The following is a 22,755-nucleotide window of genomic DNA, read 5'->3' on the forward strand; positions in this document are numbered from 1 at the left end:
TCAGTCTGGTAGAGCGCTACGTTCGGGACGTAGAGGTCGCAGGTTCGAATCCTGTCTCCCCGACCACTTCGGTGGTCACCAAGAAGCCTGGAAGACGACAGTCCTCCGGGTTTTTTTGTGCCTGTCGCCTGGCGGCATCCCGCCCGGCCCCGCCCCGTACAATGGGCACCCTTTCCCCCACCCCTGCACCGGCCTGGCCCGGTGCCGGCGCTGCACGCCCAAGACGCCGCGTGCGCCACCTGCAAGGACCCGCCGCATGACGTCCCCGACTTCGCCCTCACCCTCGCTGCTGCACGGCCGCCTGCTGGCGTTCGCTGCCATCCTGCTGGCGGCGGTCAACCTGCGTACCGCGGTCACCTCCATCACTCCGCTGCTGGACGTGCTCGGCCAGCAGTTCGGCTTCGGCACGACCATGACCGGCGTGCTCGGCATGCTGCCCACCGCCTCGTTCGCGCTGTTCGGCGTGGCGACCCCGGCCGTGGCCCGGCGCCTGGGCCTGGAGCGCACCACGCTGCTGGCGATGACCCTGGCCATGGCCGGCCTGCTGCTGCGCTCCAGCGCCGGCAACGTCGGCACCCTGCTGCTGGGCTCGGTGATCGCGCTGGCCGGCATGGGCATCGGCAACGTGGTGGTGCCGCCGCTGGTGAAGCGCTACTTCGCCAACAAGGTCGGCACGATGAGCACGCTGTACATCAGCGTACTGCAGCTGGGCACGATGACCCCGGCGCTGCTGGCGGTGCCGGTGGCCAACGCCGCGGGCTGGCGCGTGTCGCTGGGCATGTGGGCGCTGCTGTCCCTGGCCGCCGCCCTGCCCTGGCTGATGCTGGCCCGCCGCGCGCCAAAGCCGGTGCAGGACGGCAGCGATCCCACTGCGCAGCCGCACGGCAGGGTCTGGCGCACGTCGCTGGGCTGGAGCATGACGCTGATGTTCGGCATGACCTCGCTGATGACCTATTCGATGTTCACCTGGCTGCCGCGCATCGTGGTCGAGGCCGGTGCCACGCCGGCGTTCGGCGGGGTGATGGTGGCGGTGTTCTCGGCACTGGGCCTGCTGCCGTCGCTGGTCATTCCCTCGCTGGCGGTGCGCCTGCCGAATCCGTTCCCGCTGGTGCTGATCGGTTTCCTCGCCTTCGTCATCGCCTTCACCGGCCTGCTGCTGGCACCGCTGAAGGCGCCGCTGCTGTGGGCGGCGCTGCTGGGCGTGGGCCCGTCCACGTTCCCGCTGGCACTGACGCTGATCAACCTGCGCACGCGCACCCCGACCGGGTCGGCGGCGTTGTCCGGCTTCATGCAGGGCGTGGGCTACAGCTTCAGCTGCCTGGGGCCGTTCCTGGTGGGCTGGCTGCATACGGTGAGCGAGGGCTGGACGCTGCCGTTCGGGTTCCTGTTTGGCTGCGCGGCGCTGATGCTGGTTGCGTCGTGGGTGGCGTGCAAGCCGCGGAAGCTGGAAGACCTCTGGTAAGGAGTTGGGGTGCTGCGGCAGGGCTGCGCCCCGCCCCCGACAATTTCCGTGTAACGGCAGGTAGATCCACGCCATGCGTGGATGAGATCTGTCGGAACACGGATCTGATGGGGTGCGCACGTCTCTGTCACGAGGCTTCTACACATCGCTTCGGCATCTGCTGACGTAGGGTGTCCAATCATGACGCGGAGGGGCCGGCCTTCTGGGCAGCTCTCCACCCCGGGTCAGGGCGCGGCGGCGTCCGGCGGTTGCTTCATGGCTCGCTGAAAGACCTGAAAAATGCTTGATTGTCAGCGAGTTGCTATGCGCTTGACCGGTCTGGCGGGACTATTGCGTCTTAGCTGTAAGGCAGGTGCTGGCCGCCTGGGGATGGGGTCGGATACAGTTGGCATGTGATGTGCGTCACACTTTCAGCACTTCGTTGAAGTAGGGATGCTAAGGGGGTTTCATGATTGTCCATCGTCCGCTGGCGCTCTGCGTCGGCCTGGCCTGCGCCGCCTTGGCGTTCGGGGCCCATGCTGCTTCGCCGCCGGCCAGCACCAGCCGCGCTGATCGGATGGCCGAGATCGGCCACTACCGTGACCAGGCCCGCTGGGTCGATGCGCTGGCCGCGATCGAGCGCTCGCAGCTGCAGGAGCCCAACGACCCGCTGCTGTACAAGCTGCAGGTCCTGACCCTGGGCGACATCGGCAATGCCGACCGCGCCTGGCGCCTCTACCAGGCGCGGCCCGAGCTGTTCGATGCCGACCAGAAGGCGCGCCTGGAGGCGAACTACATCGCCAAGCGGGTGAACTGGAGCCTGGCTTATGGCCAGAGCGAAGACAGCCGCCTGGACGAAGCCGAAGCATCCCTGGCGGAAATGGAGCAGTACGTGCAGCGCGACGGCACGCCGCTGGCGCAGGCGCCGCTGCGCATCCGCATGGACCGCCTGATCCTGCTCAACCGCCTGTCCCGCCATGCCCAGGTGCGCGATGAAGCGCGCGCCCTGCAGCAGGAGGGCCATGCCCTGCCCGACTACGTGCTGCCTGCGGTCGGCGATTCGATGATGGCGACCCAGCACCCGGACGAGGCCATTCCGCTGCTGGAAGCGGCAGTGAAGAACGATCCATCGCGCTTCCAGTCGCGTTCCGAACTGGCCTACGCCTACCTCGAGACCGAGCAGGCCGAGAAGGCCATCGGCTACCTGCAGACGTGGCAGAAGGACGAGCCGGCATGGCGCTGGGGCGGCGGCAAGAGCCCGTACGCCAACTGGGCGCGCTATGAGGCCGACCTCAACCTGTCGATGATCCGCGCCTACAGCGGCGACCTGTCCACCGCGCAGCGCGAGCTGGAAGCCATGGTCGACGTCGGACCCGGCAATGGCGGGCTGCAGACCGCGCTGGGCAGTGTCTACCAGATGCGCGGCTGGCCGCGGCGGGCGCTGGAACGCCACCAGATGGCCTACACCCTCGACCCGCGCGATGTCTCACCGCGGATCGGCATGTACGAATCCTACGTGCAGCTGCAGCGCGACGACCTCGCGCGGCCGCTGCATGACGACCTGCTCGAGCGTTACCCCAGACAGCCCTCGGTCCAGCGCATGGACCGTGACTGGCGTGCGCACCGCGGCTGGCAGCTGCAGGCCACGGTGGAAGGTGGCCGCAGTTCCGGCGGCGGCGGCAGCTCGCCGCTGGGCAACGACGACCTGCATTACCGCACCGAAGTGGCCTCGCCCATCCTCGATGACCGCTGGCGCCTGTTCGCCTTCGCCGACCGGCGCTCGGTGACTTTCCAGGACCAGAAGATCAATCCGCTGTGGATCGGCGCCGGTGCGCGCTACCGCTTCGGCCGCGCCGATGCCGAGGCCGCGGTGGTGCGGCCCAATGACAGCATCGGCGACACCGGCCTTCGCGGCGGCTTCGGCTGGCAGTTCAACGACCAGTGGCACGCCGGCGTGACCGCCGCGCGCAACGACCCGGAAGCTTCGATGCAGGCGCGCGTGTCGGGCATCACTGCCGACAGCATGGCGGTGGCCGTCGACTACACCCGCAACGAGCTCACTCACTGGAGCCTGGGCGGCAGCCAGTTCCGCTACGACGACGGCAACCGCCGCGACACCCTCAACACCGCGATCGAGCAGCGCCTGCTGACCCGCCCGCGCGTGGTCATCGATGGCCTCGGCAGCCTCTACACCAGCCGCGGCTCGCGCGACGACGTGCCCTACTTCAATCCTTCGCGCGACCGCTCGGTGGAGATCGGCCTGCGCATCGACCAGCAGCTGTGGCGCCACTACGAACGCCACTTCCGCCACCGCCTGACGGTGTCGCTGGGTGATTACTGGCAGGAAGGCTTCGGCAGTTCGCTCATTCCCACGGTGGCGTACCGCCATGAGTGGCAGTTCGGCCAGGGCAGGATCTTCGAGTACGGCGTGAGCTGGTCGCGGCCGGTCTACGACGGCCAACGTGAACGTCACATCGGCTTCGATGCCGCGCTGCGCTGGGGAGAGTGAGATGGAACGGATGCTTCGAAACCTGATGACCGTGCTGCTGCTGGGGCTGGTGCTGCTGGCCCTGCCGGCCGCTGCCCAGGAGCGCGACCTGGATTCGGCCGACAACGGCCTGCTGGTGCTGAGCTACCACGACATCCGCGACGATGTGCGTGAGAAGGGCGATGCCGATGCCTACGCGGTCAGCACGCAGAACTTTGCTGCGCACCTGGACTGGATCAGCGCGCACGGCTATCACCCGATCTCGCTGTCGCAGTTGATCAAGGCCTCGCGCGGCGAAGCCCAGCTGCCGCCGCGGCCGGTGCTGCTGACCTTCGACGATGGCCTGCGCAGCGTCTACAGCCGCGTCTATCCGCTGCTGCGTGCCTACAACTACCCGGCGCTGGTGGCGGTGATCACCGACTACGTCGACATGGCCCCGGGCCGCACCATCGACTACGGCTACCGCCCGTTCGGCCACGATGATTTCCTGACCTGGGACCAGCTGCGCGAGATGCAGTCCAGCGGCCTGATCGAACTGGCCAGCCATACCGACAACCAGCACCACGGCGTTCAGTCCAACCCGCAGGGCAACCAGACCCCGGCGGTGATCACCCGCACCTACGATCCGCAGACCCAGCACTATGAGACCGCGCAGCAATACGAAAAGCGCCTGCGCGACGATCTCGCGCTGAGCGTCAAGCGCATCCAGAAGGAACTCGGCGTCACCCCGAAGGCGATTGTGTGGCCGTATGCGGCCTACAACAAGCTGAGCAACGACATCGCCGAACAACTGGGCATGCCGGTGTCGTTCGACCTGGAAGGCCGCAGCACGCCGGTCACGTCCGACCTGCACGGCCTGGCCCGCCTGCTGGTGACCAACAATCCGAACGTCAGTTCGCTGGCATTCGAACTGCGTCGCAATGTCAGCCTGGATGGCACGCGTGCGCTGCAGATCGACCTGGATGCGGTCTACGACCCGGACCCGGCACAGCTGGCACGCAACCTCGACAAGCTGATCGACCGCGTCAAGAAGGTGGGCCCGACCCACGTCTACCTGCAGGCCTTCGCCGATCCCGATGGCAACAACACGGCCGACGCGCTGTACTTCCCCAACCGCCACATGCCGATGCGCGCGGACCTGTTCAACCGCGTGGCCTGGCAGCTGAAGACCCGTGCCGGGGTAAAGGTCTACGCCTGGCTGCCGGTGCTCGGCTATGAGCTGCCGGATGCGGCGCAGCGTACCGCGCTGGGCATCGCCAGCCCGGAGCACGACGGCATGTACCGGCTGGATTTCACCAAGCCGCAGGCGCGGCAGATCATCAAGGACATCTACGAAGACCTGGCGATCAATTCGTACTTCGAAGGCCTGCTGTTCCATGACGATGCCTATGTGCGCGACACCGAACTGGCCCAGCTGCCGCAGGAAGGCGCCGATGGCGGCCGTACCCAGGCGCTGATCGACTTCACCCTGGAGCTGCGCGACACCGCCCAGCGCTGGCGGCCGAAACTGGGCACCGTGCGCAACCTGTACGCGCAGCCGGTACTGGAGCCGCAGAGCGCCAGCTGGTTCGCCCAGCGCCTGGACCTGTTCAACCAGGCCTATGACCGCACCGCGCTGATGGCGATGCCGTGGATGGAAGGCAGCAAGCACCCCGAGCGCTGGCTGGACCGGCTGGTCACGGCGGTGCGCGCGCACGATCCCGACCTGAAGCACACGATGTTCGAGCTGCAGACCGTGGACTGGCGCACGCAGACGCCGATCAGCGGCCAGCGCCTGCGCGCGCAGGTCCGCCGTCTGCAGGCACAGGGCGTGCGCCATTTCGCGTGGTACCCGGACGATTTCATCGCCGACAAGCCGTCGACCACGGACGCGCGCGCCGCGATGTCCGCGCGCAACTTCCCGTACCCGGAGAAGTGACATGGACATGAGCCCCTGGCTGTATGCCCTGTTCCAGTTCGCCTTCTTCTACCCGATGGTGATGGCGTTCTTCTGGATGTCAGGCGGCCTGTACTACTTCTTCCGCCGCGAGCGCAAATCGCGACCGCGCAACGATCCGCCGCCGATGGACAGCTACCCGTTCGCCACGCTGCTGATTCCCTGCCACAACGAATCGGACAACCTGGACGACACCATCGGCGCGGCACTGGCGCAGCGCTATCCGGATTTCGAAGTGATCGCCATCAACGATGGCAGCAGCGACGATACCGGTGCCCGCCTGGACGCGCTGGCCGCCCTGCACCCGCGCCTTCGCGTGGTGCACCTGGACCGCAACCTGGGCAAGGCCAATGCGCTGCGCATGGGCGCCCTCGCCTCGCGCTCGGAGTACCTGGTGTGCATCGACGGCGACGCGATGCTGGAAGAGTTCGCCATGCACTGGATGGTCTGGCACCTGACCAGCGGCCCGCGCGTGGGCGCGGTGACCGGCAACCCGCGCATCCGCAACCGCTCCACACTGCTCGGCCGCCTGCAGGTAGCCGAGTTCTCCTCGATCATCGGCATGATCAAGCGCGCGCAGCGCGTGTACGGGCGCATCTTCACCGTGTCCGGGGTGATCGCCGCGTTCCGCCGCACGGCCCTGCACCGCATCGGCTACTGGGCCGACGACATGGTGACCGAGGACATCGACATCAGCTGGCGCCTGCAGCTGGACCACTGGGACATCCGCTACGAACCCAACGCGCTGTGCTTCATCCTGATGCCGGAGACGCTGAAGGGACTGTGGCGGCAGCGCCTGCGCTGGGCGCAGGGCGGCGTGGAAGTGCTGCTGCGGCACGGCTCGTCGTTGTTCAGCTGGCGCAAGCGACGCATGTGGGGCGTGCTGCTGGAGTACATCCTCAGTGTGTTCTGGGCGTACACCATGCTGCTGATCGTGGTGCTGTGGGCGCTGGGCAAGTTCATGCCGCTGCCGGCCCCGCTGTATATCGAGACGCTGTTGCCGCAGTGGCACGGCGTGATCCTGGCCCTGGTCTGCCTGCTGCAGTTCGCCAGCAGCCTGATCATCGACCGTCGTTACGAAACCCACATTGGACGCAACTACTTCTGGGTCATCTGGTACCCGATGGCGTACTGGTTGATCAGCCTGTTCACCACTCTGGTGGCGCTGCCGAAGACGCTGTCCAAGCGCCGCGGCAAGCGTGCCACCTGGGTCAGCCCTGACCGGGGGATCCGATGAACACCGTACATGACACGAGCGAAAAGAAATCGTCCAACCGCTTTGATTCGCGGTTGATCCAGAAGTCGCGCCAGCAGCCGCGGCTGCAGCGCACGGCCTGGGGCTTCGTGACCCTGGCGTTCTGGGGTTTCTACTTCTATCTGTGGGCACCGTTGGTGACCCTGGTCTCCTGGCTGCTGGGCGGGCACCTGGCCTATGTGCAGCTGTACCAGCGCAAGCAGCACGTGGATCCGTTCGTGATGATCGCGCTGCCGGTCATCCTGGTCTGCTGTTCGCTGCTGCTGATCGCCTGGGCGGAGTACAACCGCTATCGGTTCGGCGGCAAGGAACGGCGCGCACCGCGCGAGGATTCCAGCCGCGCGGACATCGCGCATGCGCTGGGTGCGACAGATGCGCTGGCCGAGCAGCTGATGAATGCGAAGGCGGTGACGTTGCACATGGACGACAACGCGCGGCCGGTGGGGATGACGCGGCAGCCGCTGCTGTAAGGGGTGGGTGTTTGTTCGGCAGGGCTTTCAGCCCTGCACCTGCCAAAGCCGAAGCAGGATCAAGAGCGGGATTGCGAGGGATGGCGGGGCACTGTGGGTTTGCGGGGACGCCGTAAACCCATCCATGGGGGCTTGGTCGCCGCATCCATGCGGCTCACGCCCCGCAAACCCACAGTGCCCCGCCTTCGACAGTTGGCCGGCGGCTCCCGCCATCCCACGGATAGCCAGCCTTTGACGTTGACCTGCAGCAGGTGCAGGGCTGCAAGCCCTGCAAGACAAACTACTACCGGGTCTGGCCTTCGCCGCGCACCACGAAACGTTCGACCGTCAGCGCTTCCAGCCCCATCGGCCCATACGCATGCAGCCGCGTGGTGGAAATGCCGATCTCGCTGCCGAGGCCCAGCTGGCCGCCATCGGAGAAACGCGAGGACGCATTGACCATCACCACCGCCGAGCGCAGTGCGTTGACAAAGCGCTCGGCATTGGCCGTGTCCTCGGTAGCGATCACTTCGGTGTGGTCGGAGGTGTAGGTGCGGATATGCGCGATGGCGGCGTCGAGATCGTCGACCACGCGCACCGCCAGCACCAGATCGAGGAACTCGGCCGCGTAATCCTCATCGGTGGCGGCCGTGCTGCCCGGCAGCAGCGGCTGCGCACGTTCATCGGCACGCAGCTGCACGCCTCGTTCGCCCAGCGCCTGTGCCGCACGCGGCAGGAACGCCTCGGCAACGTCACGGTGCACCAGCAGCGTTTCCAGCGAATTACAGGCCGCCGGGCGGCTGCATTTGCCATCCACCAGCAGGGCAACGGCCTTGTCCAGGTCGGCGCTGGCATCCACGAACAGGTGGCAGACGCCCTTGTAGTGCTTGATGACCGGCACGCGCGCGTGCTCGGCCACGAAACGGATCAGCCCTTCGCCACCACGCGGTATGGCCAGGTCGATCAGTTCGTGCAGCTGCAGCAGCTCCAGCATGGCCTCGCGACGCAGGTCGGTCAGCACGGTCACTGCCGCTGGCGGCACGCCGTTGGCCTGCATCGCCGCAGCCAGTGCCCGCGCGATGGCGGTGTTGGAATGGATCGCCTCCGAGCCACCGCGCAGGATCACGCCGTTGCCGGCCTTGAGGCAGAGTGCGGCGGCTTCGGCGGTCACGTTCGGGCGCGCTTCGTAGATCATCGCGATCACGCCCAGCGGCACGCGCACCTTCTGCACGCGGATGCCGTTGGGGCGCACGTCGTCGCGGGTCACCAGCCCCACCGGGTCCGGCAGCGCGGCCACGTCGCGCACGGCCTCAGCCATCGCGAACAGGCGCGCGGGGTCCAATGCCAGGCGGTCGAGCATCGCACTGCCGAAGCCCTTCTCGCGTGCAGCGGCGAGGTCACGGGCATTGCCGGCCAGGATCAGCCCGGCGTCCATTTCCAGTGCCTGGGCCATGGCCTGCAGCAGCTTGCCGCGTGCGGCGCTGTCCAGGCCGGCGACCACCTGGGCCGCGTCACGGCAGGCACGTGCCTGCGCTTCGATCTCACTCATGGGGGTGTCCTGCAGTCCGGTCATGGCAGCACCAGATCGTCGCGATGGACGACGGTACCGCCGTAGTTGTAGCCGAGCACGGCCTGGATGTCGCGCGAATGGCGGCCGGCGATGCGGCGCACGTCATCGGCGGCGTACTGGCTGACGCCGCGGGCGACGCAGAGGCGACCCTGCGGGGCCTGCCAGCACACCTGCACCATGTCGCCGCGGCGGAAATCGCCGTCGGCACCGATGATGCCGCCGGGCAGCAGCGAGGCGCCCTTTTCGCGCATCGCCTGCGCGGCACCGGCATCGACCAGGATCGCGCCCTCGGCCAGCGGTGCGTGACGCAGCCAGTGCTTGCGTGCGGCCTCGCGGCTGCGCGCGGCGTGGATGCGCGTGCCGAACAGGCGGTCCTGCGCCAACGCTCGCACCACGTCGCCGCTGCGGCCGTTGAAGAGATAGGTTTCGATGCCGAGCCGGCCGGCCTTGGCCGCGGCTTCCAGCTTGGTGCGCATGCCGCCGGTCCCGGCGCGTGAACCGGCACCGCCGGCCATCGCCAGCACCGCGTCATCCAGCTCCGGCACGTCGTGCAGCGGCCGCGCGTCGGCGACGGTGCGCGGGTCGGCGCTGTACAGGCCGTCGATGTCGGTGGCGATGAACAGCGCATCGGCATCGACCAACGCGGCTACGGTGGCGGCGAGATTATCGTTGTCGCCAAGCTTGAGCTCGTCCACCGACACGGTGTCGTTCTCGTTGACCACCGGCAACGCGCCCAGGCGCAGCAGCTCGGTCAGCGTGGCGCGCGCATTGAGGTAGCGGCGGCGGTTGCGCAGATCGTCGTGGGTCAGCAGTACCTGGGCCACCGGGCGTTCGAAGAAACGCTGCCAGAGGCCGATCAGCTGTGCCTGGCCGAGCGCGGCCAGCGCCTGCCGCGCGGCCATCGCCGCACCGGGCTCATCGGCACGCGGCAGGATGGCGCGGCCGGCGGCGACCGCGCCGGACGAGACGATGACCACCTCGCGTCCGGCCAGCACATTGGCCGAGACGAACTGGGCCAGGCCCAGCGCATGGCGCGGCGACAGGCCGCCACCATCGGCAGCGAGCAGGCTGCTGCCCACCTTGAGCACGGCACGCCGCCACGGCGGCAGCGCTTGTTCGGGGAACGGCGAGGCGACGTGGGTGGCGTGCAGGGTCATCAGGTGCGCCTCAGCGGGTGTTCCATTCGTGCACGGTCAGGTGCGAGGCCTGCATCGTCACCAGCGGATCGGTGGCGACGATGGCCTGCGCTTCGGCCAGGCTGCCCACGTTGCACAGCAGGTAGGCGCCGCCGGCGCCGTCGCTGAAGCCACCAGTCATCTGCAGCTGCCCGCGTTCGCGCAGCGCATCGAGGAAATCCAGGTGCGGCTGCACGGCGGCGGCGTTGAAGTCGGGCCGGCGCATGGCCAGCACCAGGTAGACGGTGCCCGCCATCAGGCCAGCGCCTGCCAGCGCGTACGCAGCTCATCCAGGCGCAGGTCGGCGGCCGAACCGGGCGACACGCGCGCGGCCAGGCTGCCTTCCGGCGTGCGGCCCTGCCCTGCACTGTCGGCACCGGCGGCCGCGGCCTTGTAGGCCTCGCGGAACGGCACGCCGGCCACGGCCGCCTCTACCGCCACGTCGGTGGCATACATGCCCGAATCGATGGCCGCGCGCAGCTTGTCGTCGCGCCATTCCAGGTTGGCCAGCAGCGCCGGCAGCAGCTCCAGCGCGGCCAGGCCGCGGCCGAAGCCGTGGAAGATGGCGCCCTTGGACGACTGCAGGTCGCGGTGGTAGCCCGAGGGCAGCGACAGCAGCTGCTCGATCTCGGTACGCGCAGCGGCGACGCTGGCATGGGTGGCGCGCATCAGCTCGATGACGTCCGGGTTGCGCTTGTTCGGCATGATCGAACTGCCGGTGGTGTACTGCGCCGGCAGTGCGACGAAACCGAACTCGGCGCTGGTGAACAACGAAAGATCCCAGGCGATGCGGCGCAGGTCGAGGGTGGCGCCACCCAGCGCTTCCAGTGCGGCCAGCTCGAACTTGCCGCGCGACAGCTGCGCGTAGATCGGCGAGATCTGCATGCGCGCAAAGCCCAGCGCAGCGGTGGTGTGTTCGCGGTCCAGCGGCAGGTTCACGCCGTAACCTGCGGCGGTGCCCAGCGGATTGGCGTCGACCAGCGCATGGGTATCACGCGCACGCACGGCGTTGTCGATGAAGGCCTCTGCCCAGCCGGCCCACCACATGCCCGCCGAGGACACCACGGCGCGCTGGATGTGGGTATAGCCGGGAAGCGGCAGGTCCTTCTCGGCCTGCGCGCGGTCCAGTGCGACCTTGGCCACTTCGGTGCTGAGCTGGGCCACGCGCTGCAGCTTTTCCTTCAGCCACAGGCGGGTGGCGACCAGGATCTGGTCGTTGCGGCTGCGGCCGGTGTGGATCTTGCGGCCGGCATCGCCCAGGCGCTCGGTCAGGCGCGCTTCGATGGCCGAGTGGCCATCCTCGTACTGCGTATCAAGCACGAAACGGCCTGCGCGGAAGTCCTGCGCCAGCACTTCCAGCTCGCGCAGCAGGCCTTCCAGCTCATCGGCGCTGAGGATGCCGATGTGCTGCAGGCCCTGCGCGTGCGCGGCGCTGGCGGCGATGTCGTGCAGGAAGAATTCGCGATCGAGGATCACGTCATCGCCGGCGAGGAACGTCTGGATCTGGGCGTCGACAGCGACGCCGGGCTTCTGCCAAAGAAGGTCTGCCATGGGGGGCTCCGGGAATGCGGTAACTAAGCGGTGTCAGTGCGGGATCGACGTCAGTTCGTCGATGCCCAGCGCGAGGTTGAGGTTCTGCATGGCCTGGGTGGCTGCGCCCTTGAGCAGGTTGTCCAGGGTCGCCACCACCACCACCCGCTTGTTGCCCGGGGCCAGGGTGAAGCCGCCGACCTGGGCGCCGTGGCGGCCGGCGATGTGACTGACCCACGGCGCTTCGTCCACGATCTCCACGAGTGCTTCCGCGGCGTAGGCCTGCTGGAAGCGCTCGACGATCTGCTCGCGGGTCTGCGCGCGGTTCAGCCACAGATTGGCGGTGAGGGTGATGCCACGGAAATGCGGGGCTACGTGCGGCATGAACTCAACCGGCACGCCGAGCTGCGCGGACACTTCGCGCTCGTGCATGTGGTTGGTCAGCGAATACGGCATCAGGTTGTCGGCCAGCAGCTCGGGATTGTTCTTGTCCGAGGGCGAGGTGCCGGCACCGGAGTAACCGGAGACACCGAAGCACTGCGGCGGACCGGCCAGCAGATCCAGCAGCGGGTGGATCGCCAGCTGCATCGCGGTGGCGTAGCAGCCCGGGTTGCTGATGTGCTTCTGGCCCTGGTAACGGCCACGGGTCAATTCCGGCAGGCCGTAATACCACTGGCCGTCGAAGCGGTAATCAGCCGAAAGGTCGACGATCACGGTCTCCGGCTTGGCGGCCTGGATGGCGGCTACGAACGGTGCTGCCAGGCCATTGGGCAGGGCCAGGATCACTGCGTCCACGCCCTTGGCAGCCACGGCATCGGCGTCCAGGCTTTCGTAGTGCAGCTCACCCTTGTATTCGGGGTGATGGTCGGCAAGGGGCTTGCCAGCCAGTTCGCGCGAGGACACAAAGGCCAGCTGCAGGCGCGGGTGCGCGGCGACCAGCTTGATCAGCTCGGCGCCGGTGTGGCCGCGGGCACCGACGATGCCCAGGGTGTAAGTCGAATCGTTCATGCGTGATGGTCCAGGCGGTGCTGCAGGTGGCGCTTCACGCCCTGCCATTCCGCGTCGATGATGGAAAAGATGACGGTGTCGCGCGGCGTGCCGTCGGCATGCCGGGTGTAGTTGCGCAGCACGCCGTCCTGCTTCGCGCCGAGGCGGGCGATGGCGGCGCGCGAGGTGTGGTTGAACCAGCTGGTTTCCAGCACCACGCTGATGCAGCCCAGGGTCTCGAAGGCGTGCTGCAGCAACAGCAGCTTGGCCTCGGTGTTGACCCCGGTGCGCTGCACCCGCGGGGCGTACCAGGTGTAGCCGAGGCTGAGCCGCGGCACGCCCGGTTCCAACGCATAGAACCGCGTGCTGCCGACGATCACGCCGGCCGCATCGCGGATCACGAACGGCAGCACCTTGCCTTCGGCCTGCACGTCCAGCGCGGCCTGCACGTAATGCCCTGCCCGCTCCGGCGACGGCACCTGGGTGTACCAGAGCTGGTCCAGGCCGCTGCCTTCCAGCGCCGCGGCCAGGCCGGGCACATGTTCACGCTGCAGCGGCTCCAGCATCACGTGCTGGCCGCGCAGGGTGGGTACGGTGGCCCAGGCATCGGCGTGGTACATCGCACTCAGTCCTTCAGGCTCGGCGGGCGCGCGGCGCAATGGTCGACATAGGTCTTGATGCGGTCGATGCCATCGGCGCCGAACCAGAACACCTTCCAGGTGTTCTGCTTGTAGCAGCCATCAGACTCGGCGTAGTAGAAGTGGTTGATCGGGTTGCCGTTGCGCGAGCGCCAGAACAGCTGCGGGGTTTCTTCCAGCATCACGTTCCAGACCGCACGACCCAGGCCCTCGCCCTGCGCGTCATCGAGCACGGCGAACTTGTCCAGGTACACGCCTTCGGCTTCGTCGGTGAGGATGACCGCGGTGCGGTAGTTCTCGCTGACATAGGCGCGCAGCAGCTTGGTCTTCTGGAAATAATCCGGCACCAAGGTGCGGCCGAAACTGGATTCGATCAGGCTCTTCAGGCGCGGCAGGTCCAGTTCGTCCCAGCCGGTGGCGCGCAGCACTTTCTCGCCCTTGCGCACCAGCGTGCCCGAGCCCTTGTGGGTGAACAGTTCCTTGGCCAGGTCGGCCGGGCGGGTGATCGACACCGACGATTCCAGCGGCAGGCGGTCCAGCAGATCCTTGATCTGCTCGATCTTCACCTTCATGCCGCCGTGGATCCACGGCTGCGCGATCAGGTGGTCGTACTCGGTGGACAGGTTGATCGAATCGATCACGCTGCCCGACTCGTCCAGCAGGCCGCCGGTGCCGGTGAGGAAGATGATCTTGTACGGCTGCAGTTCCTGCACCAGCTCGTTGGCGGCGAAATCGGCGTTGACGTTGAGGATTTGGCCGCCGGCGGTCTCGCCCAGGCTGGTGATGACCGGGATCGACCCGGCGCGCAGGCTGGCCTCGATCGGGGCCAGGTTGACCCGCTTCACTTCACCGACCAGACCGTAGGTGTCCACGTCCAGGTACTCGGCTTCGAACACGCCGCCGGTGATGGAGGTGGCGCGCGCACCGTTCTGCTGCAGGGCCTCGACCAGGCGCAGGTTGGACTGCTGGAACACGCGGCGCACGATCGCCAGCGCTTCCGGCGAGGTCACCCGCAGGCCGTTGACGGTCTGCTTCTCGATGCCGGCGGCCGACAGTTCGGCATCCAGCTGCGGACCGGCACCGTGCAGCACGATCGGGGTCAGGCCGACTTCCTGCAGGAACGACAGCGAGGAGGTCAGTGCTTCGAGATCGTCGCGCAGCACCGCGCCGCCGACCTTGACCACGGCGAAGCGCTTGGCGTCCAGCTGCGAGAAACGCTTGAGGTACTGGCTGATCTCCTTCGCACTGGCCATGCTGGAAAGCAGGCGCACGATGGTCTGGCGGGTCTGGCGGTGGGGCTGGAGGGCAGGAGACATTTCGGTTTCGTCAGAAGGTAGGTATCAGGCGCCGGCGGCGATGATGCGATGCACGGCGTCGGTGTAGCGCTGCAGCTGGTCCAGCGTCACGAACTCATCGGCGGTGTGCGCCTGGGCGATGTCGCCCGGGCCGAACACCATCGTGGTGTAGCCACCGGCCGAGAACAGCGAGGCTTCGGTCCAGAAGTCCACCGCGTTGCCGATCGGCAGCTCCAGCGCATCGGCCACGTCGCGCGCCAGCAGGCGGCGGTTTTCCGCTTCGGCGATGTCACCGGCCGGGAGGCTGGGGCCGCGGAAGGTTTCGGTGAACAGCGCAGCGTCCGGTTCGGCGAAACCGGCGAAGGTGGTCAGCAGCGCATCAATGTCCATCGACGGCAGCGGGCGGAAGCCGAAACGCACTTCAGCGGCCGGGGCGATCATGTTGGCCTTGATGCCCCCCTCGACGCGACCGATGTTGAAGCGCAGGCCGGTGAGGCCGCCGAAGCGCGCCGAGGCCAGCGATTCCACATGGTCCAGCGCGCGGTTGCCCCAGCGCATGGCCTGGTGCAATGCACTGGCGGCCGCATCCTGCTTGCCCGAGGCATGGCCGGCACGACCGGCGAACTGCATCAGCACCGAGCTGATGCCACGGTGGGCCAGCACGGCCTCGCTCATGGTCGGCTCGGCCACCAGCACTGCTTCGTACGGCAGGCCACGGGCCAGGAACGCGGCGATGCAGCGCGGGTCGTTCGCTTCCTCGTCGCTGGAGAACAGGAACGCGGCGTCGCCATTGCTGGCATTGGCCGCGGCCACCAGCGCAGCGGCCGCGCCCTTGATGTCACACACGCCGAGGCCGACCACGCGGTCGTCCAGGCGGCGCATCACGTGCGGGTCGGCACTCCAGTGCGGCGAGTCCGGCACGGTATCCAGATGCACGTTGAACAGGTACTTCGGCGTACCGCGCACGGCATACAGGCTGACCGCACCGGCACCGTGGTCGATCACCTCGACGTTGAAGCCGGGCAGGTTCGCGCGCAGGTAATCGAAGATGCCACCGGTGGTGATCGCACGCGGCGGGTTGCGGGTGTCGAAGGACACCAGGGCCTGCAGGTGCGAGATCGTCTGTTCAAGCATGAATCAAAGATCCTGTTGAATTCCGCCGGGCATGGCCCGGCGCTACCGTAATGCGTCTGGTGGAGAGCCCCCTTCTTGTTGAAGGGGGCGCGCCCACGGCGCAGGGTTAAGGCGGAATGCGTGGTCAATCGCTCAGCGATTGACCTGCGCGTAGACGGTCGAGCTCATGCCGAACAGCTTGATGAAGCCTTCGGCCTCTTCCACGCCCCAGTCGGCCGACTGCGCGTAGGTGGCACCCTTGGTGTTGAGCAGGTGCGGCGACTTCACGGCCACCGCGTCGACGCGGCCACCACGGGTTTCCAGCACCACTTCACCGTTGACCTTGGCCTGTGAGGACTTCAGGAAGGCCTCGATGTCGGTCTTCAGCGGGTCGTGGTAGAAGCCTTCGTACACCAGCTCCACCCACTTGCGTGCCACGTCCGGCTTGAAGCGGTTCTGCTGCTTGGTCAGCACGGCGTCTTCCAGCGCGCGGTGCGCGGCCAGCAGCGAGACCAGGCCCGGGGCCTCGAACACGATGCGGCCCTTCAGGCCGATCACGGTGTCACCGGTGTAGACGCCACGGCCGACGCCGTACGGGGCGAACAGCTTGTTGAGCTGGGCCAGGATCTGCTCACCCGGCAGCGCCTTGCCGTCCAGCTCGACCGCTTCGCCTTCGACGAACTTCAGGGTCACGGTCAGGGCCTGTTCCGGCCATTCGCTGCGCGGGGCGCACCAGCCACGAGCACCCTCACCCGGCGCTTCCCAACGGTCGATCTCGCCGCCGGACATGGTCAGGCCCAGCAGGTTCTCGTTGATGGTGTAGGCCTGCTGCTTGGCGCGCACGCCGAAGCCGCGCTCTTCCAGGTACTTCTGCTCGTAGGCGCGGGTCTGGGTGTGTTCCTTCTGGATCTCGCGGATCGGCGCGATGATCTGGTAGTCACCCAGGGCCTTCACGGCCAGGTCGAAGCGGACCTGGTCGTTGCCCATGCCGGTGCAGCCGTGGGCGATGATGTTGGTGCCCAGTTCGGCGGCACGCTTCAGCGCAGCATCGACGATCAGGTAGCGGTCGGAAACCAGCAGCGGGTACTGGCCCTGGTAGCCTTCGCCGGCCCACACGAACGGCTTGACGAAGCCTTCCCAGATGGCCGGGCCGCCGTTGACGGTCTGGTGGCTGGCCACGCCAAGCTCGGCGGCGCGCTTCTCGATGAAATCGCGCTCTTCATCATCCACGCCGCCGGTATCGGCGAACACGGTGTGCACGTTGTAGCCGCGCTCCTGCAGGTAGGGCACGCAGAAGCTGGTATCCAGGCCGCCGGAGAAGGCGAGAACGACGTCTTTGTTGCTCATGGGGGGGGATGTCCTGGTAGCGCCGGGCCATGTCCGGCGGGGTTTCATTGAATCGAAGGAAAAATCAGCGCCCGGCAACCGCCGCCATGATCGCCTTCTGCACGTGCAGTCGGTTCTCGGCTTCGTTGATGGCGATGCACTGCGGCGAATCCATCACACCGTCGGTGGCCTTGACGTTGCGGCGCAGCGGCAGGCAGTGGCTGAACACACCATTGTTGGTCAGCGCCATCTTGCGTTCGTCCACGATGAAGTGCTTGTACTGGTCGCGGATCGGCTTTTCCGGTTCCCAGTTGCCGAAGAAGGGCAGCGCGCCCCAGCTCTTGGCGTAGACCACGTCGGCGCCGGCGTAGGCGCTGTCGATGTCATGGCTGATCTTCAGCGAACCACCGCTCTCGGCTACGTTCTGCTCGGCCCAGCCCATGTAGCGCTCATCCAGGATGTAGTCGGCGGTCGGGCACAGCAGGGTCACGTCCATGCCCATGCGGGTGGCGATGGTCAGCGCCGAGTTGGCCACCGCGGTGTTCAGCGGCTTGGGATGGTAGGTCCAGGTCAGCACGTACTTCTTGCCGCGCAGGTCCTGGGTGCCGAAGTGTTCCTGCAGCGCCATCACGTGGGCCAGTTCCTGGCACGGGTGGGTGATGGTCTCCATGTTGATGACCGGCACCGGCGAGTACTTGGCGAAGCTGTTGAGGACGATGTCCTGGCGATCGTACGCCCAGTCCTGGAACTTGGGGAACGCACGCACGGCGATGATGTCGCAGTAACGGCCCAGCACCTTGGCCACTTCCGCGATGTGCTCTTCCGTGTCGCCGTCCATCACCGTGCCGAGATTGAACTCGATCGGCCACGCATCCTTGCCCGGCTGCAGCACCACCGCGTGGGCACCGAGCTGGAACGCGCCCAGTTCGAAGCTGGTGCGGGTGCGCATGGACGGGTTGAAGAACACCAGCGCGATCGACTTGCCCTTGAGCTGGTCGCCGAGCTTGTTGCGCTTGAACAGCGCGGCCTGGGTCAGCAGCGCGTCAAGATCGCTGCGGCTCCAGTCCTGGGTGTTCAGGAAGTGCTTGTGGGACATCATCTTTCCTTGCGTGGCGGCGCCGGTGGTTCGACGCGGTGGAAGGGAGAACAGGGAAACAGGGTGGAGCGAAAAAGTTTCAGATGAAGCTTTCGGAACATGCATTTTTGAAGCGCGGAAACGAAAAAACCCAGCCGGGAGGCTGGGTTTTCATCGGACGAACAGCAGAAAGCTCCGGTTACCCAGCGAGAATGTGGGGTTCCGGTCGACGGGCACGCGACGTCATGCCAGTGGCCTGGCGGGCGGCGCTGCTGTCGTGCTGGAAGTCGGTGAGCTTCATGGTCGATTATCTTTGCATGGGGGCGGGGTCGACGCAAGACCCCACGCGGCCGGCTGAACAGGCCCGGCGCAGGTCAGGGGATGCTGGCCGCAGCCTGCTCGGGGCCCACCCAGGGGGTGATCGAGACGCGGACCTTCAGCCGGTTGCCGGGGTCTTCCGGCAGCCGCGAGCGGTACTTCGTGCCCTTGTAGACGTAGTCCACGTCATAGGCGATGGGCCGGCGGAACTCACGACCGACCGGCACGATCTTGCAGTCGCGGGTCAGCATGGGGCCGTTGTTGGCCGGCGCCGGGGTCGGATTCTCGGCGGCCACCTCCTGGGCGGCCTCCTCGTCGCTGCGCTTGAACATCGAGCGCACCGAGTCCCAGAAGCGGCCGATCCGGCCCTTGTCTTCCACCGGCTCCTCGCCGGTCACGTTGACCGGGGCCAGGGTGCGGGTCGAGATCGGCTCGCAGTGCTCCTCGGTCCGGGTCGCGCGCAGGGTCTGGAACACCGGCTCGACGTTCAGCACCTGGGCGTAGTCGAACTTCACGTTCTCCACGATCACCACGCGGTTGCGGGGTTCGGCCTCCTGGGCCTGGACCACGACCGGCGCCGCCGACAGGCAGGCCAGGGTCAGCAACGCGGTGGATTTCATTGGCGATGGAAGAAAGGGCACGGCGATAGTGTAGGCAGTGACGACCGGCAGGGGCTGAACATTACCCGTCCGCGCAGTTCCTGCCCACCCCTGCGCCCCCCCCCCTGCCCCGCCCGGCCGCCCTCGGCCATCCCCCCATTGGGGCCCGACACGTTCTAAAATCACAGGCTTGTCCCCCAGCCACAGCCCCATGACCCTGCGCCTGCACAACAACCTGACTCGCCAGCTCGAACCGTTCACCCCGATCGACCCGGCCTGTCCGACCCTGTATGTGTGCGGCCCGACGGTCTACAACTACGTGCACATCGGCAACGCCCGTGGCCCGGTGGTGTTCGGGGTGCTGGCCGACCTGCTGCGGCGCCGCTTCGGTGGCCTGCGCTACGCGCGCAACATCACCGACGTGGATGACAAGATCAACAACGCCGCGCGTGAGCAGGGCGTGCCGATCAGCACCATCACCGACAAGTTCGCCGCCGCCTATCGTGAAGACATGGCCGCGCTGGGCGTGGTGCCGCCGGACATCGAGCCGGAGGTGACCGCGCACATGCCGCAGATCATCACCATGATCGAGCAGCTCATCGCCAACGGGCATGCCTACGCCGCCGAGGGCCACGTGCTGTTCGCGGTGGCCAGCTTCGACGGTTACGGCAAGCTGTCGCGCCGTGATCCGGAGGAAATGCTGGCCGGTGCCCGCGTCGAGGTGGCCCCGTACAAGCGCGATGCCGGCGATTTCGTGCTGTGGAAGCCGTCCAGCGACGACCTGCCCGGCTGGGAATCGCCGTGGGGCCGGGGCCGCCCGGGCTGGCACATCGAGTGCTCGGCGATGGCCGCCGCCCACCTGGGCGAGACCATCGACATCCATGCCGGTGGCGTGGACCTGCAGTTCCCGCACCACGAGAACGAGATCGCGCAGAGCGAATGCGCCCATGGCGGCAGGATCTTTGCCCGCTTCTGGATGCACAACGGCATGCTCAACTTCGGCGGCGCCAAGATGAGCAAGTCGCTGGGCAACATCGAACGCGTGCACGATCTGGTGCGCCAGCACCCGCCCGAGGCGCTGCGCCTGGCCCTGCTGTCGGCCCACTACCGGCAGCCGCTGGACTGGTCCGACGCGCTCATCGAACAGTCCGCGCGCACCCTGGACCGCCTGTACGGCACCCTGCGCGACCTGGCCGACATCACCGCCACGGCGGCGATCCCGGCGGCCGTCGAGGCGACCCTGGACGACGACCTGAACACCCCGCAGGCGCTGGCCGAAGTGGCCCGCATCGCCGGTGAGGCGCGCCGCGCCACCGACCCGGCCGAACGCGCGCGCCTGAAGGGCGAACTGCTCGGCGCCGGCCTGGCACTGGGCCTGCTGCAGGCCGACCCGGCGCAGTGGTTCGGCACCGCGGCCAGCGAAGGCGACGACGATGCACGTATCCAGGCGCTGATCGACGAGCGTGCCGCCGCCAAGCAGGCCCGTGATTTCGCCCGCTCCGACGCCATCCGCGACCAGCTGGCCGCCGAGGGCATCGTGCTGGAAGACACTCCGCAGGGCGTGCGCTGGGTGCGCAAGCGCGCCTGACCCGCCCTGCCCCGTGGCCGCCGCGTCCGGCCACGCCCCCACTGTAGAGACCGTTGTGACCGACTCCCCGTTCCCGCTTGAACCCACCGCCGCCGAAGCCCAGGCCGCCATCGCCGAGGAATTCGCCTTCTTCGGCGACTGGTCCGAGCGCTACCAGTACCTGATCGACCTCGGCCGCAAGCTGCCGGCCTTCCCCGATGCATGGAAGACCGAAGAACACCGCCTGCTCGGCTGCCAGTCGATGGTCTGGATCGTGCCCGAGGGCAACGCGCAGTCGCTGCGCTTCCACGCCATCAGTGATTCGGCCATCGTCTCCGGCCTGATCTTCCTGGCCCTGCGCGTGTATTCCGGGCGCTCGGCGCAGGAGATCCTGGACACCGAACCGAGCTACATCCAGGACATCGGCCTGGCCCGCCACCTGTCGCCCACCCGCAGCAACGGCGTGGCGGCGATGCTGGCCTTCATCCGCGAGACCGCGCAGGCCCAGCTGCAGCGCGAACAGCCGTGACCGCCGCCGCCACCGGAGACGAAGGCGCGCTGGCCCTGCTGGGCCGGCCGGGCTTTGCCAAGCTGCTGGCCTACCGCATCTTTGCGATGCTGTCCTACCAGGTAGTGGCCGTCACCGTCGGCTGGCACATCTACGAAGTCACCCGCAATCCGTTCTCGCTGGGCCTGGTCGGCCTGGCCGAGGTGCTGCCGTTCTTCTGCGTGGCACCGTTTGCCGGCTACCTGGTCGACCACCTGCCGCGTCGCCGGCTGGGCATGGTCGCCTGCGCGGGCCTGGTCGCCACCGCGGTGGTGCTGACCGGCGTGGCTACCGGCTGGCTGCCGTTCCAGGGCGTGTGGCCGATCTATGCCGCCATCGCGCTGACCGGCATGGTCCGCGCCTTCCTGTCGCCCATCTACAACGCGCTGTTTGCCCGCGTGCTGGAGCGCAACCAGTTCGCCCGCGGCGCCGGCCTCGGCAGCGTGGTGTTCCAGTCGGGCATGGTGGTCGGCCCGGCGCTGGGCGGCATTCTGGTCGGCTGGGGCGGCAAGGGCCTGTCCTATGGCGTGGCCACCGCCTTCGCCGTGGTCGCGATGGGCTGCCTGGCCACGCTGAAGGTGAGCGAACCGGTGCACGACGGCCCGGCCGCACCGATCTTCAAGAGCATTGCCGAGGGCGCCCGCTTCGTGGTCGGCAACCGCATCATGGTCGGCGCGATGGCGCTGGACATGTTCTCGGTACTGCTGGGCGGCGTGGTGGCGATGCTGCCGGCCTTCCTGCAGGAGATCCTGCACTACGGCCCCGAGGGCCTGGGCATCCTGCGCGCAGCACCGGCGCTGGGCTCGATCGCGGTTGGCCTGTGGCTGGCCCGCCACCCGCTGCAGAAGAACGCCGGCCGCGTGCTGCTGTTCGCCGTGGCCGGTTTCGGCCTGTGCGTGGTCAGCTTCGGCCTGTCCCAGCACTTCTGGCTGTCGGCGCTGATCCTGCTGTTCTACGGTGCCTTCGACGGCGTCTCGGTGGTGGTGCGTTCAACCATCCTGCAGCTGGCCACGCCGGAGGAGATGCGCGGGCGGGTGTCGTCCATCAATGGCATCTTCATCAGCTCGTCCAACGAGCTGGGCGCGTTCTATGCGGGCACGATGGCGAAACTGCTGGGCCTGGTGCCGGCGGTGGTGCTGGGCGGGTTTGCGGTGCTGAGCGTGGCCGGGATCACGGCATGGAAGAACCCGACGCTGCGGAAGTTGAACCTGCGCGACCTGCAATGATTCGGGCGACGCCGTGGCTTTCTGATGATCGCGACGGCGCCGCGGGTTTCTGACAATCACGCCGGCGCCCTGGCTTTCTGTAGAGTGGGGGGGGGGGGGGGGGGGGGGGGGGGGGGGGGGGGGGGGGGGGGGGGGGGGGGGGGGGGGTGGGGCCGGGGGGGGGGGGGGGGGGGGGGGGGGGGGGGGGGGGGGCGCGCCCCCCCCCCCCCGCGGCCGGGGG

The 22,755-nt window shown here is 67.7% G+C and carries 19 protein-coding genes; 8 read left to right on the plus strand and 11 right to left on the minus strand.

Going from position 1 to position 22,755, the window contains the following annotated elements:
- Positions 1-256 precede the first annotated feature (256 nt).
- The 5 genes from NQ204_RS18005 to pgaD all read left to right on the plus strand — a co-directional run bounded on the left by NQ204_RS18005 (position 257) and on the right by pgaD (position 7,590).
- Positions 257-1,462: a CynX/NimT family MFS transporter gene (locus NQ204_RS18005; protein ID WP_256644560.1), complete on the plus strand. Its 1,206-nt coding sequence runs from the start codon at positions 257-259 to the stop codon at positions 1,460-1,462.
- Between the two features lie 448 nt (positions 1,463-1,910).
- Positions 1,911-3,950, plus strand: coding sequence for a poly-beta-1,6 N-acetyl-D-glucosamine export porin PgaA (gene pgaA / locus NQ204_RS18010; protein ID WP_256644561.1), 2,040 nt, complete (start codon positions 1,911-1,913; stop codon positions 3,948-3,950).
- 10 nt (positions 3,951-3,960) lie between these two features.
- Complete coding sequence (gene pgaB / locus NQ204_RS18015; protein ID WP_488192377.1) at positions 3,961-5,847, plus strand: poly-beta-1,6-N-acetyl-D-glucosamine N-deacetylase PgaB; 1,887 nt, start codon at positions 3,961-3,963, stop codon at positions 5,845-5,847.
- 1 nt (position 5,848) lies between these two features.
- On the plus strand, positions 5,849-7,102 hold the full coding sequence (pgaC, locus tag NQ204_RS18020; protein WP_116864924.1) for a poly-beta-1,6-N-acetyl-D-glucosamine synthase: 1,254 nt from the start codon (positions 5,849-5,851) through the stop codon (positions 7,100-7,102).
- Positions 7,099-7,590 carry a poly-beta-1,6-N-acetyl-D-glucosamine biosynthesis protein PgaD gene (gene pgaD, locus NQ204_RS18025; RefSeq protein WP_116864923.1) on the plus strand — a complete coding sequence of 164 codons (492 nt, stop codon included), beginning with the start codon at positions 7,099-7,101 and terminating at the stop codon, positions 7,588-7,590. The genes pgaC and pgaD overlap by 4 nt, the downstream gene beginning before the upstream one ends.
- Before the next feature lie 283 nt (positions 7,591-7,873).
- Here the strand turns inward: pgaD and NQ204_RS18030 are convergent, their stop codons facing one another.
- From NQ204_RS18030 to NQ204_RS18080, 11 genes are all read right to left on the minus strand, one after another.
- Positions 7,874-9,142 carry a glutamate-5-semialdehyde dehydrogenase gene (locus NQ204_RS18030; RefSeq protein WP_256644563.1) on the minus strand — a complete coding sequence of 423 codons (1,269 nt, stop codon included), beginning with the start codon at positions 9,140-9,142 and terminating at the stop codon, positions 7,874-7,876.
- Positions 9,139-10,296: a glutamate 5-kinase gene (proB, locus tag NQ204_RS18035; protein WP_256644564.1), complete on the minus strand. Its 1,158-nt coding sequence runs from the start codon at positions 10,294-10,296 to the stop codon at positions 9,139-9,141. Before proB ends, NQ204_RS18030 begins: the two co-directional genes overlap by 4 nt.
- Before the next feature lie 10 nt (positions 10,297-10,306).
- Positions 10,307-10,570, minus strand: coding sequence for a YciI family protein (locus NQ204_RS18040; protein WP_256644565.1), 264 nt, complete (start codon positions 10,568-10,570; stop codon positions 10,307-10,309).
- Positions 10,570-11,865 carry an argininosuccinate lyase gene (gene argH, locus NQ204_RS18045; RefSeq protein ID WP_256644566.1) on the minus strand — a complete coding sequence of 432 codons (1,296 nt, stop codon included), beginning with the start codon at positions 11,863-11,865 and terminating at the stop codon, positions 10,570-10,572. The genes NQ204_RS18040 and argH overlap by 1 nt, the downstream gene beginning before the upstream one ends.
- A gap of 33 nt (positions 11,866-11,898) precedes the next feature.
- Positions 11,899-12,852 (minus strand): N-acetyl-gamma-glutamyl-phosphate reductase, encoded by a 954-nt coding sequence (argC, locus tag NQ204_RS18050; protein WP_256644567.1) that lies wholly within the window; start codon positions 12,850-12,852, stop codon positions 11,899-11,901.
- On the minus strand, positions 12,849-13,451 hold the full coding sequence (locus NQ204_RS18055) for a GNAT family N-acetyltransferase (protein ID WP_256644568.1): 603 nt from the start codon (positions 13,449-13,451) through the stop codon (positions 12,849-12,851). The genes argC and NQ204_RS18055 overlap by 4 nt, the downstream gene beginning before the upstream one ends.
- Positions 13,452-13,456: 5 nt before the next feature.
- Positions 13,457-14,785: an acetylglutamate kinase gene (locus tag NQ204_RS18060; RefSeq protein ID WP_256644569.1), complete on the minus strand. Its 1,329-nt coding sequence runs from the start codon at positions 14,783-14,785 to the stop codon at positions 13,457-13,459.
- Between the two features lie 24 nt (positions 14,786-14,809).
- On the minus strand, positions 14,810-15,898 hold the full coding sequence (locus tag NQ204_RS18065; RefSeq protein ID WP_116863860.1) for an acetylornithine deacetylase: 1,089 nt from the start codon (positions 15,896-15,898) through the stop codon (positions 14,810-14,812).
- 132 nt (positions 15,899-16,030) lie between these two features.
- Positions 16,031-17,224 (minus strand): argininosuccinate synthase, encoded by a 1,194-nt coding sequence (locus tag NQ204_RS18070; RefSeq protein ID WP_116863861.1) that lies wholly within the window; start codon positions 17,222-17,224, stop codon positions 16,031-16,033.
- A 64-nt stretch (positions 17,225-17,288) separates the two neighbouring features.
- The gene (locus NQ204_RS18075; protein WP_116863862.1) at positions 17,289-18,299 is read right to left on the minus strand and encodes an N-acetylornithine carbamoyltransferase; all 1,011 of its coding nucleotides are present in this window, start codon (positions 18,297-18,299) and stop codon (positions 17,289-17,291) included.
- Between the two features lie 353 nt (positions 18,300-18,652).
- Entirely contained in the window at positions 18,653-19,216 is a 564-nt protein-coding gene (locus NQ204_RS18080; RefSeq protein WP_116863863.1) for a glycine zipper 2TM domain-containing protein, read from the minus strand.
- Between the two features lie 190 nt (positions 19,217-19,406).
- Here NQ204_RS18080 and cysS point away from each other — a divergent pair, with 190 nt between their 5' ends.
- From cysS to NQ204_RS18095, 3 genes are read left to right on the plus strand one after another with little or no spacing between them, the layout of a single operon-like run.
- Positions 19,407-20,783: a cysteine--tRNA ligase gene (gene cysS, locus NQ204_RS18085; RefSeq protein ID WP_256644570.1), complete on the plus strand. Its 1,377-nt coding sequence runs from the start codon at positions 19,407-19,409 to the stop codon at positions 20,781-20,783.
- A 55-nt stretch (positions 20,784-20,838) separates the two neighbouring features.
- Positions 20,839-21,291 (plus strand): SufE family protein, encoded by a 453-nt coding sequence (locus NQ204_RS18090; protein ID WP_108769379.1) that lies wholly within the window; start codon positions 20,839-20,841, stop codon positions 21,289-21,291.
- Entirely contained in the window at positions 21,288-22,535 is a 1,248-nt protein-coding gene (locus tag NQ204_RS18095; protein ID WP_256644571.1) for an MFS transporter, read from the plus strand. Before NQ204_RS18090 ends, NQ204_RS18095 begins: the two co-directional genes overlap by 4 nt.
- Positions 22,536-22,755 lie beyond the last annotated feature (220 nt).

The organism is Stenotrophomonas testudinis (assembly GCF_024499815.1).
Taxonomy (GTDB): Bacteria; Pseudomonadota; Gammaproteobacteria; order Xanthomonadales; family Xanthomonadaceae; genus Stenotrophomonas.